Source organism: Robertmurraya massiliosenegalensis JC6, from assembly GCF_000311725.1.
In the GTDB taxonomy this organism is placed as follows: domain Bacteria; phylum Bacillota; class Bacilli; order Bacillales; family Cytobacillaceae; genus Robertmurraya; species Robertmurraya massiliosenegalensis.
Genome location: NZ_HE978513.1, coordinates 222,252 through 235,773 on the forward strand (window position 1 = coordinate 222,252; position 13,522 = coordinate 235,773).

General features: G+C 37.7%; 12 protein-coding genes. 1 reads left to right on the forward strand and 11 read right to left on the reverse strand.

Going from position 1 to position 13,522, the window contains the following annotated elements; all coding sequences use genetic code 11:
- Positions 1-25: 25 nt before the first annotated feature.
- The gene (locus BMSHG_RS10955) at positions 26-1,081 is read right to left on the reverse strand and encodes a class I SAM-dependent methyltransferase (protein WP_019154494.1); all 1,056 of its coding nucleotides are present in this window, start codon (positions 1,079-1,081) and stop codon (positions 26-28) included.
- Between the two features lie 149 nt (positions 1,082-1,230).
- Positions 1,231-1,863, reverse strand: a complete 633-nt coding sequence (locus BMSHG_RS10960; RefSeq protein WP_019154495.1) for an MBL fold metallo-hydrolase — start codon at positions 1,861-1,863, stop codon at positions 1,231-1,233.
- A gap of 286 nt (positions 1,864-2,149) precedes the next feature.
- On the opposite strand from BMSHG_RS10960, the gene BMSHG_RS27540 reads away from it, so the two are divergent.
- Positions 2,150-2,323, forward strand: a complete 174-nt coding sequence (locus tag BMSHG_RS27540; protein WP_019154496.1) for a DUF2759 domain-containing protein — start codon at positions 2,150-2,152, stop codon at positions 2,321-2,323.
- Between the two features lie 54 nt (positions 2,324-2,377).
- On the opposite strand, the gene BMSHG_RS10970 is transcribed toward BMSHG_RS27540, so the two are convergent.
- From BMSHG_RS10970 to BMSHG_RS11010, 9 genes are all read right to left on the reverse strand, one after another.
- Positions 2,378-3,526 carry a YqgU-like beta propeller domain-containing protein gene (locus BMSHG_RS10970; RefSeq protein ID WP_019154497.1) on the reverse strand — a complete coding sequence of 383 codons (1,149 nt, stop codon included), beginning with the start codon at positions 3,524-3,526 and terminating at the stop codon, positions 2,378-2,380.
- Between the two features lie 284 nt (positions 3,527-3,810).
- Positions 3,811-4,998, reverse strand: a complete 1,188-nt coding sequence (locus BMSHG_RS10975; RefSeq protein ID WP_019154498.1) for a M14 family metallopeptidase — start codon at positions 4,996-4,998, stop codon at positions 3,811-3,813.
- A 121-nt stretch (positions 4,999-5,119) separates the two neighbouring features.
- Positions 5,120-6,991 carry an LTA synthase family protein gene (locus BMSHG_RS10980; RefSeq protein ID WP_019154499.1) on the reverse strand — a complete coding sequence of 624 codons (1,872 nt, stop codon included), beginning with the start codon at positions 6,989-6,991 and terminating at the stop codon, positions 5,120-5,122.
- Between the two features lie 362 nt (positions 6,992-7,353).
- Entirely contained in the window at positions 7,354-8,334 is a 981-nt protein-coding gene (locus tag BMSHG_RS10985) for an ROK family glucokinase (RefSeq protein ID WP_019154500.1), read from the reverse strand.
- A gap of 268 nt (positions 8,335-8,602) precedes the next feature.
- Positions 8,603-8,815, reverse strand: coding sequence for a YqgQ family protein (locus BMSHG_RS10990; protein WP_019154501.1), 213 nt, complete (start codon positions 8,813-8,815; stop codon positions 8,603-8,605).
- 103 nt (positions 8,816-8,918) lie between these two features.
- Positions 8,919-10,379 carry a spore germination protein gene (locus BMSHG_RS10995; protein WP_019154502.1) on the reverse strand — a complete coding sequence of 487 codons (1,461 nt, stop codon included), beginning with the start codon at positions 10,377-10,379 and terminating at the stop codon, positions 8,919-8,921.
- A 194-nt stretch (positions 10,380-10,573) separates the two neighbouring features.
- Positions 10,574-12,100 (reverse strand): rhomboid family protein, encoded by a 1,527-nt coding sequence (locus BMSHG_RS11000; protein WP_019154503.1) that lies wholly within the window; start codon positions 12,098-12,100, stop codon positions 10,574-10,576.
- Positions 12,101-12,295: 195 nt separating this feature from the next.
- A complete protein-coding gene (locus BMSHG_RS11005; protein WP_019154504.1) occupies positions 12,296-12,499 on the reverse strand; it encodes a hypothetical protein in 204 nt (67 codons plus the stop codon).
- Between the two features lie 70 nt (positions 12,500-12,569).
- Entirely contained in the window at positions 12,570-13,517 is a 948-nt protein-coding gene (locus tag BMSHG_RS11010; RefSeq protein WP_019154505.1) for an L-lactate dehydrogenase, read from the reverse strand.
- Positions 13,518-13,522: the final 5 nt, after the last annotated feature.

Here is a 13,522-nt window from a genome sequence, read left to right on the forward strand (position 1 = left end):
AAGCGATGGGATCCCATCGCTTTTTTTATATTCCTTTTTTTTGAATGACAACGTGAAAATACGTACTCATGCCTGATGGCATAATTAGACTTTTAATGGAGCGGTTACGACGACTTACTTCAGAAAAAGGATTCGGATCAGCATGATTTTCCAGCTCCTCAAGAATTCCGATCGATAAGAAAAATTCATCTTGTCTTTGGATACGAACAAATTCTAATCTATTTTCCTCTCCCATTCGAATAAGCGAGTCAAAATGCACATGACTGGTAATATCCATCTCTCCTACATGCTTTAGGACATCATTGAATTGTTCATGTTTATAATACCCTCTTAAACTCCCCTTGCAATGAATCGCCTCATTCCATTCAGTATCACGGTAGCCATAATCAACGGTAACGAACCAGCCACGTCCCACTGCATCCGTAAGACTTCGAATCATTCTTTCCATCGCCAAAGGAATTTCAATTCTTTGATTGTTTCGTAAAGTTAAGCCACTCTTTTCGATAAACTGTTCAATTTCCACATTATTTAAAGAAACCTTTTTTTCTACGAGCTGATCATCCACCATCGTAATCATCACTTCAAAAAGTTGCTCATGATGACACTCAACTACATGAACAGGAAATGCATCAAATAATTCATTTGAAAAAATAAATCCGTCAAATGGTTTCAAATTTTCGATGCTTTCCACTTGTTGAATACGAGAACCAAGAAGTTCCTTTTGCAGTTGTCGATGATACGGGCTTGTTTCCACTATAAAATAAGCTAAAGATTCCTCGCTATTTTTATCCCATTCATCGATAAAAGCTGCAGCAAAACGACCATTTCCAGCGCCTAACTCACATACAGCAGAAGGGAGTCCTAGCTCTTTTTTCTGCTGTAAAAACCATTTTGCGATTAGACGACCATAAATATCAGAAATATTACTCGTCGTAATAAAATCGCCTTTTCTGCCGACCTTTACACCCTCTTTCATATAATATCCCCACTCGGGATGATAGAGAGCTTCCTCTATAAATTCTGCATAAGTTATCATCTTTGAAGAGGATCCACTGATCTTTTCTTTTAGGTATGAGAGCATAATGTCTCCCTTCTGTTTTGCACTATTGACACAGTGAAAACTTTATAATATTCTTTAATTAGTAGCTAAAACTTATCCCTTCCCATTGAATGAATAGAACATCCCCCAGAAAAGCCCTTCTCTTTTAGAGAAGGGCTTTTCTATACTTTCTAGAACCCATTGAGAAACGGATTACGATCCATTTCTTCGCCTATAGTCGTAGTCGCTCCATGTCCTGGAAGCACCTGTGTTTCCTCTGGCATGATCAGCAATTTATCATGAATGCTTCGAATTAATTGTTCATGATTGCCCCCTGGCAAGTCCGTTCTCCCGATACTACCTTGAAATAGAGCATCTCCTGCTACGACAACCCCATCTTCTTTAAAATAGAAAGAAACGCTGCCTGGTGAGTGTCCCGGTGTTTCAAACACCTCAAATAAAAAATCGCCAACTTTCATTGCACCTTCAGACGTAAATAGATGATCTGCTTCTTTCACTTTAATCGGCCCCATCATGAATAATTGTGAACCATTTAAACTAGGGTCCATCAGCCAGTTCTTTTCCTTATTATGTAAATATACTGGAATATTGTAAACGCTTCGTATATCATCAACTGCCCCGATATGATCGAAATGGGCATGTGTTAAAAGAATCGCTTGGGGCGTTAATTTTCTTTGTTGAAGATGATTCACTACCCGTGCTCCTTCTTCCCCTGGATCTACAATAATACATTTTTTCTCTTGATTTGCTAATAGATAGCAATTGGTTTGTAATGGCCCGAGCGGCAACTGTTCCCAGTTCAAGTATATACACCTCCATGTTTTGCAATACTATTACTATCTTACACAAAAGCAACTGAATGGTACAATATTGTTATCTAGCTTTTTTCAAAGAAGAAACTTTAAAGTTCATGGAAGTGTCATTTTTAGACCTCGACAAACATGAACAAAAGCTATAAAATAGGAATCGGATGCAATAATATTTAGATATTACATAGTGGGTTGCTTATTTCACTTAAGTGTGAAAAAGATGTTAGACTAACGTCCTAACGAAATGAAATGGAAACTAAAAGACTAAGGGGGCTATACAATGGGATTAATGATCATTTTTGGCTTGGTAGCCATTTTTGCTGGATATGGTACAATTTCTGCTCTTAAAAACAAAAATGTACTAGGTTTAGTATTTGGTGCAGGTTCATTTCTTGTTTTTGGATGGTTTACGATCATGACTTTACTAAAAAATGGATTCCCTACTGGCCATTAATACAATTTATCAAAAAAAGGACTGAATATTTCAGTCCTTTTTTACTTGCCAAAATTACGAGTTGTCCGACAGAGGGACTATTTCTTTCGTCTCCAAATTAATTACATTTTCATAGTAAAATCCCGTTAAGCAACTTTCACCATTGGGAGAACAACTAATAGGAGCATTATCCATTCCCTCCACTATCATCTCCTTATTCCCCGTTGCCAGATCATAACGGACTAACTGAAATCCCTCGTTATAAACATCGGCCTCAGATGAATACAATGGCTGATAGGTCAAGAAAGAATCTGTATGGCGATTATAATCATGGAATGGGATTAACCATTCCGAATAGCTTGAAAGATGCGGCGTTGTAAATCGAAATATTTCTTCAAATTGATGGTTCATAAAGTAGTAATTCGCCATTTCCTCATTGTCTTCATCTACCTTGATGACAACTATCAAATCCTGATATGTAAACACTTGTAACACATCGGATTCCTTTTTAATAGCCTCTCCCGTTTCCAAATCATAGCTCTGTAAGTCAGCTTCTATTGACGGACTATCTAAATCCCAATCTAAATAGAAGAGTTCTTGCTTTTCTGCCCAATAAGCAAATGGCTGCGGTAAACCTATTTCATTCATAGATTGCTTCTCGATATTTAAATTCCATACAGTAAAATCCCAATCTGCTGTAAATGCTGTGATAAGGATAGACGAGTCGTCATAAGGATTCCATTGAATATTTAACTCAAATGAAGGAAGACTTCTCTCGATTAACTTATTGCCTTCTTTATTAATGATGGTGAGTACTGCTTCATTGGAAGATGGTGCAGAGTGTATAAGCAAAAATTCCCTTGAAGGGCTTACGATCGTTGAAACAATGGGGGCATTGCTTTCGAACAACAGCTTCTTTTCTCCACTGTGTAAATGGTGAGTATACACGTTTGAACCAAGGCTTGAATCAGTTATGTAAAAAATCGTTTCATTATTGAACCAGCCTCCGAAGGAATGAAAGGAATCTGTGCCCACATCAATCGGTTCAATAGATAAGTTTCCACTATCAGGTATTCCCTTAAATAAATCGAATCCGTGCTTTAATGAGGGTAATGGACTCGTTTGATCATCCTTCTGACAGCCTCCTAATAGGATTACTACTGTGAAGAGCAGGATAATAGAGGTAACTTTAGAACAGAATACCCGCTTTGTAAATTGATCCACATATCTACCCCCCCATTCAAATAAACGCTCTATCTTAATGATACGATATCAAAGACAAAATGTTTCAATTATATTTCAAATTGTTACAAATTGTTACTTTCGACTCATAAATAATACTCCTTCAAAAGAAAAAAGTCCAAAAATGGACTTTTTGATTGCATGAGTCGATTTCTCCATGTACGAAGGTAAATTAAAAAACAAATATTTCTAGCATCATTCATTCGAATTCACACTGAATTTAGAGTTCGCTTTTTAACTTGAGCAGCATGATTATAAAATGGATTCTACATGTATATGGACGCTAAAAATATCCCTAAAAATTCCTCATAGATTTCATTGAATTGAGATAGTGGAAGTGGATTCGTTCCAAGCCCTAATTCCAACGTAAAACCAGGTCTGCGAAACTCTTGAATAAACCAATCCTTATAGCCTGCATGACTATCAATATACCGGACTGCTTGATAGCCACTGACACGTTCGAACTCTTGTGCTAACACACGAGATTCAGGTGGTTCCAAGTCTTCATATCCCCAGTAAAACTCCTCCCCTTGGGTGTGTAAGGCGAGCATACGGTCAAACCTTTTATTAGAGGCTAAATTAGCCATGACCACCGCTTCAGGTTCTGTAAGAGGGGCATCTCCTGGATAGTCACGTGCTGCCGGAGCTTTTTCTTCTTTTCGTTCCTTCTCAATTTCCCAATTAGCAGGGAATTGATTATTTAAATCGACTCCTCTTATATTCGCTTTCCAATCAGTAAAATCAGAGCTTCCTTTATTCATTTGAATTAATTCATCCCTTCTCTCGGGAAGAGGTCCATTTAAGACCAAGTCAACTCCATCTGGATTAACCATCGGGACGATCGATAAATCCACTTGTTCATATAATGGGTAAGCGGATAATCCACGGATGGAAGAACCATTGGTTAATGACAATAAAAAGGTGTTAAGAGCATCCATTAAAATCGGCGTCGTGATCCATTCATTCGCATGAAAAGAGGCATTTAAATGAACTTTTTTTCGACCTCTTCCTAATCGAATCTCTTGAATCGGCTTGCCTAACACACTCTCACCAATTGTATTTATTTGAATAAAAGGATAAACAGCCTTTAACCTAGAAAGATCTTCACTTAGTAAAGAAAAATGATAAGGTACTTGCCGCATTTTTATCGGCGAAATAACTCTGCGAGGTAGTATGATCGAATCACCAACTGCTAAAAAATTCGGATCTCTGTTCGGATTTAATAAAAGAAGAGCATCAACATTCACATTACGACGTCTTGCCAATTTCCAGAAAGTATCGCCTTGTTTTATGACATAGGATTCGCCAGTAAATCCTGGAATCTGAACATGTTGACCAATTTGAAGGGCTAATGGGTTTATTGAGGGATTCGAATCGATGATCAGATTTAAAGGAATGAGAAATAGTTGACTGTAGTACCATAAGCTATCACCTGAACGAATTTGAACCTGCACTCACTTCTCCTCCTCACTACAGAATTTGCACGAATACGATACATCCTATGAATCCTCATAAATTATATGACTAAAACCTACGAAAACAAAAAACCCGCTACAAGCGTAGCAGGTTCTTGAACTAAGGTTGAATGCCTTCTGTCTCCATATTTTCGTAAAAGCGAAGCAAATCTCCATATATAATCTTATCCGAATACTCGAGCTCATATTTTGCTTTCTCATAATATGGCTCACAGCCACCTCCGTCTGTTACTTCTCCTGTCGATTTATCATAACAAGTTTCACGAGTGAAAACATAATCCTCTGTAACGAAGCTTCCATCTCTAAAAACCGTAAACTCCATTTTATCATCTGAGAATAAATCACTTCCAAAATTAAAGTCTCTCTTCGTATCAATTCCCAATAAATGGAGGATTGTTGGTTTTAAATCAACTTGACCCGATACAGTTGAAATCGTTTTTCCTGTTTGTCCTGGAATATGAATAATGAGCGGTACTCGCTGCAATTGTGCACTTACAAACGGAGTAACCTCTTCTCCTAAATATTCACTCATTGCTCTATTGTGATTTTCTGAGATACCGTAATGATCACCATAGAGAATGATAATCGAATGATCATATATGCCCTCATCCTTTAGAGTTTGGATGAAATTTTTAAGGGCTTCATCTTGATAACGAACGGTAGGGAAATAATTATTTAATGTTTTTGAGTTTGATGTATATGGATCAACCATCTTATCTTCTTCATCTAATTCAAATGGAAAATGGTTCGTCAACGTAATAAATTTTGCGTAATAGGGTTGCGGCATTTCCTTTAAATGCTGGATCGACTGTTGAAAGAAATCGTCATCCTTTAAACCCCAACCAACCGAATTCTCTTCATTGACATCATAATCATTAATTTCGTAAAAGCGTTCATAACCTAATGATTGATACATAATATCTCGGTTCCAAAAGCTCTTATTATTTGCATGAAGTGAAGCAGTATAATATCCATTTTCTTTTAAAATACTTGGACTTGCCTCAAATTCATTTCTTGAATGGGTAAAAAAGACGGCGCCTCTCCCTAAAGGATATAAAGAATTATCCACAAGAAATTCTGAATCAGAAGTCTTTCCTTGTCCTGTTTGATGATAGAAATTTTCAAAATAATAGCTTTCCTTAATGAAATCATTTAAAAATGGGGTAATTTCTTGCCCATTTACCGTGTTATTAATGACAAAGCTTTGTGTTGATTCCATCGAAATGAGAATCACATTTTTCCCTTTGGCAATTCCAAACATCTCATCATTTGGCTTCTTATAATTGGCGCGAATATAGTTTTCTATATCAACTAATTCACTGCCATCTGCTAAAGCTCTCTGCGCGGATGATTTTGATTGTAAAAAGAGATCGTATAAATGGTAATTATATGTACCAATATTTTTGACGAGCATTTCTCGGTCAAATGTACGCGTTAAAAGCTGAGGCCTTTCTGTTTCGGCCAAACCTAAATTAGCAAAAGAAATGGCGATCGCCACTAAGAAAAAGACTCGTTTACCAACTTTTCCATAATTGCGATTCACTACAAATGTAGGCTTGAACTTCAGCACCAAAAGCAAGATGAAAAAGTCAGCAAAATAAGCTAAATCTAGAAAATGTATTAATTCACCTGCACTACTGCCTAGATCAGACATATTGCTCGTTTGCATGAGAACAGGGAGCGTTAGAAAGTCATTAAAGAAACGATAAAAAACGACATTTGCAAACAAAACTGTGGAAATCAAGAAACTCGAGATTAAAATGTAACGATTTCGATTTTTCTCCTTCATAAGGAGACTCATTCCTAATACAAACATAAGGAAACTGAGCGGATTGATAAATAAAATCAATTCCTGTCTCCAGTTGTCAATATTTATTTCAAAGCTAGTTTTATAGACGATATACGTTTTAATCCACAGTAAGAAGATCGCAAACACCGTAATCGACACTTTGGACCCTTTTAAATCACGCATAATTTCCTCCCCCGGCCGCATGAAACTATTCGTTTTATTTACAATATTAGGTATTTATCGAATAATCAAAGATTATCTTAATACTTTTTTTACAAAAGATCAAACTAAATTTAAAATTACTTTTGTAAAATGTTGTAATGTCCATGCGCAATATCTCACACCTATTAAGACGGCCCACTGGCTAAAAAGTTTCATTTTTGTCCAAATTTATCCATCATAGATCATGCCCATTTCTTATTGATTTCATTACAAAAGACAGGCTCAAAAGGTGTCACTCATTCCTTTTGGGGCCTGTCTCATGCAAATTTCTATTTCTTATTAAGAAGATTTACCTGTGCGAATTTTGTCATTATTTTAGTCTTTTATTCCTGCATGGCCATTCGATTTACAACGAGCCATCCCGCACCGAGAATTCCTGCGTCATTTCCCAAGATGGCAATCGAGATTTTAGTTGAATCCTTGACTCTTGAAAATGCATACTTATCAAAGTAAGCTTGAACTTTTCCTAAAAGGATTTCCCCGGCTTTCGAAACACCTCCACCTAAAACTATTTTTTCAGGATTCAAAGTATTTCCTAAATTAGCAAGAGCTAGCCCTAAATAATAAGCAACCTCTTCAATTACCTCAAGGCTGAGCTCATCGCCTTTGCGTCCACAGTCAAATACATCCTTCGCTGCAATTTTCCCTTGTGACTGGAACATAGCCATTAATAGCCCTTCATGATTTATTTGTGCATGTAGTTTTTCTGTTGCAAGCCTAACAATCCCTGTCGCAGAAGCAACGGTTTCAAGACAACCCGTTTTACCACAATTACACGGAGCACCATTTACAGGAACAGAGGTAATATGGCCAATTTCTCCTGCCGAACCACTTATTCCTTGAACGATTTCCCCATTGGTAATGATTCCACCACCAACACCAGTGCCGAGTGTGACACATACAATGTCCTTGGCACCGTTTCCAGCACCTTTCCACATTTCACCTAAAGCGGCACAGTTCGCATCATTCTCAATATATACTGGCAGGGAGAGCTCCTTTCCTAGCTTATCGCTTAATGGGTAGTTATCCTCCCATGCTAAATTGACTGTATTATAAATGATTCCTTTCGCATAATCTACAGGTCCAGGTGCGCCCATTCCTACTCCGTAAAGAATTTCTTTTGTTTGCCCGAGTTCTACTAGTTTTGCTTCTATTGTTTTGGCAATATCAGTTGTGATATTTTTTCCTGCTTCCCGATTGTCTGTTGGGATTTCCCACTTCGTTATAATCGTCCCCAAAGTATCGATGAAAGCTATTTTAATCGAGGTGCCACCTAAGTCTACTCCTACCACCCATTTTTTCATGTTCTAAACTCCTTTGCCTAATGTTAAGAGGTCAACCGCTAAATGTACGTAAACGCTTTATTAAACGAAAAGGCTCTTTTCACAAAACATGGCTGCTTTTGGAAAGCAATAAGAAACAAAATGCCTGATTTAGGCGAAAAGTGCCGTCGCACACTTCATGTATAGCCATAATCGTGATATGAGGGTAAAAACCGGTTTCTAGGTTTTTACAACTAACCACAATCTATACGAAAACAGCGAACGAAAAAAATTGATTGCTTCAAAGTTCTTAAGAATGTTTCGTCTCCTTTTCTTTTAACATTCGAATTTCATGTCTTAAGATAAGAATCGCTGTTTGAAAATCTTTCGTTTCAATGAGCTGAGACTGATATAGATCCTTAAGTTCCTCTTCCATTAGCTCTAGAGTGGCGATCCGATCACCGACATAAATAATTGTCCCAAATTTTTTTAGAAATTGCTGTATATCATAAATGCTTTTCATATTAGACCTCTTTAACTTCAAAATATTAGCTATCGAGTCAAGTATAATTGAAATTTATGAGGTCCTCAAGCAATTGTTATACCGCTTGCTAGTGACATTCGGATTATCGATCCGGATCTTTTGGATGTAGAACACTTGGTCTTCGACTTTTAAGTGGAATCGGTGCGCGAAACAGGACATCCACAAATGCTCGAAAATGAAATGGGATAAACGGCCATAAATAAGGGATTCCGAATGACTTCATTCGTGCTAGCATAATAACAATGAGTACAGAAGCGATTAATAGGCCATATGCATGAAAAGCTGCAGTAGCTAATAATAGAAAGATCCGCACGAGGCGATTCGCTAAACTCATTTCATAGCTTGGGGTTGCAAAAGTTCCTAAGGCAGCAATGGAAAGATACAAAATGACCTCATTCGTTAGCAAACCTACTTCCACGGCTACTTGTCCAATCATTAATGCTGCGACAAGCCCCAATGCTGTTGCTAGTGCTGAGGGCGTATGAATCGCCGCCATCCTAAGCATGTCAATCCCAAGCTCAACAAAGATAAATTGTAGAATGAGCGGGATTCTACCATTATCGTTAGGCCCAATATAGGAAAGGGCATCTGGTAGAAGACTCGGATCGATCGCAAATAAATACCATAGCGGCAGTAGAAAAATAGATGCCCAAACGGCAAGAAAGCGCACAAATCTCAAATACGAACCGATGATTGGTTTATTTCTGTACTCCTCAGCATGCTGCATATGGTGCCAATATGTAACAGGTGTAATCATCACACTCGGAGAACCGTCCACCATAATGCATACATGACCTTCATAAAGATGACTTGCTGCTGTATCTGGTCTTTCTGTATAACGAAGGACAGGAAATGGATTCCAATGGCGTCCTGAGATGTATTCTTCGATTGTCTTCTCAGCCATTGGCACTCCGTCCGTATCAATTTTGGCAAGGGAATCCTTAATTTCTTTCACCATATTGGGCTCGGCAATATCTTCAATATAGCTAACCACAATGTCTGTCTTTGAACGCCTTCCGATTTGCATATATTCCATTCTTAAAGTACGATCTCTTACTCTTCTCCTTGTTAGGGCTGTGTTAAAGACGAGCGTCTCCACATAACCATCCCTTGAGCCTCGTACAACTCTTTCAATATCCGGTTCGTCTGGGCCTCTTGCAGGATAAGTACGAGCATCAATCAGAATAACTTGAGCAATTCCATCTACAACTAATGCCGTTGGTCCTGCTAGCACCATATCGACAACTTTGTCTAGATCATCCGTTGTTTCTACTTCAACATAAGGAATATACGTTTTCAGAAGCTTATGTAAAGCATTTGGTTCGAGATCTTCCTTTGATACCTTGACAAGTACCTTCATGAGTAAATGTAAAATATCATCTTTTACAAATCCATCGATAAAATAAAAGGCCATCTTTCTTTCCGCATATTCAACATCCAGCTGTAGAACATCAAAACTCTTCTCAACACCAAGTTGTTCTTTTAAAAATTTGGTGTTCTCTTCAAGGCTAGCCTGAACTGGCCTCTTCGTATTTTCCTCCATAGTTCACCTCAAATCCTTTTCCAACGATGTCTTCATCATCTTAGACATTCAAACAGGAAAAAATACCCTCTCATTTTAGGTGAAAATGCGATGTTTCTATAAAAAAAGCTTCTCTCGTCAATGATAGACGAAGGAAGCTCAGTACGATTTTCTAACGATTATGTTTGTAGAAGTGGGTCTAATGTAAAGCTCTCCTAATTAAATTGGTTCAGTAATCGGAGATAGTCTTGATTTGGGCTGATTTCTACCGCTTTTTCAGCATGTAACTTTGCCTTTTCAAATTCTTGTTCCTGAAGATAGACGAGAGCAAGATTGTAATGTGCTTCATGAAAATTTGGTTCTAGTTCAATTGCCTTTAATAACGAACGCTCTGCTTCATCTATTTTTTCCAATTTTATCTCTGTGAAGGATAGAAGAAAATAGAACTGCGAAGAAGGACTCTCACTGTATGATAAATCATGTAATAGCTGGTACGCTTGTTCATATTTTTCTTTTTCCAAATATTCTTGAGCAAGCACTAAGGTAGAGTTTTCATCTACAACCTGCTCTGGGTGTGTAAAACCATATCTCACCATACCACCAGCTATGGCTAGCGTTAGAGCTAAAAAGACCATTTGTATGACTAGTTTTCGCTTTTTGGGGAAGTGGACGATCCCTGACGCCAAAAAGCCACCAATAAGTCCGCCAATATGACCTGCGTTATCAATCCCTGGCACTGTAAAACCGAAAGATAAATTAATCGCTAAGACGACAAAAATATTTAACCCCATTGTTCGAAGGAATAATTTCGGATTAAGAGCACCGAAATAAAGCAATGCCCCAAAGCAACCAAAAATAGCCCCGCTTGCACCAGCTGAGAGATTGGGACTGAAGATAAAGCTCGCAACAGTACCTGCAAATCCAGCAACGATGTATATGAACAAAAACCGCAGCCGACCAAAAATTCTTTCAACCGTTGTCCCTAAATAAAATAAGGCGAGCGTATTCATCGCTAAATGAAGAAAGCCTATATGTAAAACCATTGGGGTGAGGAAACGCCACCACTCCCCTTCTAAAATAAGGGGATTAAATTTAGCGCCAAATTGAATTAATGTACTTGTATCCGTACTGCCACCGAATAATTCAAGTATTAAAAACATCAGCACTTGGATGGCAATGAACATATACGTAAATAAAGGTTTCCCCTGTTCAAAGACTGCCTTATCCTGTTTTTCTCGTTGAACGGCGAGGTTCAATGTATCTCTTTTCAGTTCTTCAATCATTTCCTCGTTATCACCGTCAAGCTCAGAAAAATCCCAATTCGTATCAACTAGTCCTGCCAATCGCCCGGATTCCTCCCTATAGTTCAATCGTGAAATAAGAAAAGAATGGACGTTTGTTTTGCTTTCTTTCGGATGAGCAAAGGGTTTGTTAATCCGAAATTGGTAATCATCAACAGGTAAATAGGTGGATAAATATATATTGACAACTTGTAGTTCGCCCCTTGTTATTTGCTTGCGAATGCGCTCTCCATTTAAAGCCGTGCGTTCGATATCTTGTTGTAACCAATTACTCCAATCAATATCATATTTAAGGATACGAACTAGTTGAGCCTTTTTGTTTTCTCTTTTCTCCAACCATAGTTCATTTTGTTCTTGTGATAATTTTACGATTCTGTAATCTTGCTCTGCAATTAAAAAATAAGCCATTTTCCAAAATAGGTAGCTCTCCAGGTTATTCAAAATTCCCCCTACTTTCACAACGTCAATCTACTTGTTTTTGGTAAATTTTATTCAATCATTTTAATAACTACATTATAAACAATTTTTACGTAATTTTATAAGGAAAGCCCCTTTTTATGAGGAGAAAATGCTTTTGTAAAAAAATTAGACATACGAAAAAGTGACTCAGCTTAAATCCGAGTCACTTTTTTCACTCTAGCTTTGATATTGGTTTCTTGTCCCACCTGAAAAGATGCTGCTAAACATTTGATTACGTACCATCGGTAAACGCATAAAGGACGAGACTAAAAATCTGCGGATAAATCTGTTTCCTATTAAAACATTAATAACACGAAAGCGATTCTGAAGAACCCAGTAGCCTCCAATTCCAATGAGAAGTAACGATATTAAACGACCCATTTTCATCCCTCCTATAGAAATAGTTTGAGATGTTTTCAGTGCTTTTATCCGAAATAAATAGAATTATTTTCTATTTTAAAACAGGTTCCATCGTCTTCTTTAAAACTGCAACTGAATGAGCGAACTTTTCTTTTTCTGTATCATTTAAATCTAGTTGGACAATTTCGCGGATTCCTTTACGATTCACTACCGCTGGTACACCAATAAATACATCTTCATGTCCATATTCTCCAGTTAAATAGGCGGAAACGGTAATAACGGAATTCTCATTTTGCAGAATTGCTTTTGTTAGCCTGACTAGCCCCATGGCAATGCCATAGAAAGTAGCACCTTTGCGTTCAATGATATGGTAGGCCGCATCACGAACATTCAAAAATAATTCTTCTAAATGCTCCTGTTTATATTCATCCTTTGTTTCAATCCAGTCCGATATTTTTCTGCCAGCGATATCAGCGTGACTCCATACCGGTAATTCAGTATCCCCATGTTCTCCAATAATATAAGCATGTACGTTTCGCGTATCGACTTTAAAATATTCTCCAAGTAAATAGCGGAATCTCGCCGTATCTAAAATAGTCCCTGATCCAATTACCCGCTCTTTTGGAAAGCCGGAAAACTTCCAGACAGCGTATGTTAAAATATCGACTGGATTGGTTGCGACAAGGAAAATCCCTTTAAAACCACTAGCGAGAATTTCATCAACAATGCCTTTAAAAATGCGTGTGTTCTTTTCAACGAGATCAAGACGTGTTTCGCCAGGTTTTTGATTCGCTCCAGCACAAATCACAACAAGATCTGCATCCTGACAATCAGAATAATCTCCAAACCAAATTTTTGTTGGCGACGGAGCAAAAGGAATTCCATGGTTGAGATCCATTGCATCCCCTTCTGACTTTGCTTTATTTAAGTCAACTAGAACAAGCTCTTCTGTGACACCTTGATTGATTAAGGCAAAAGCATAACTTGAACCAACAGCACCTGTACCTACTAACACTACACGATTAACACGATCACTCAAAACAC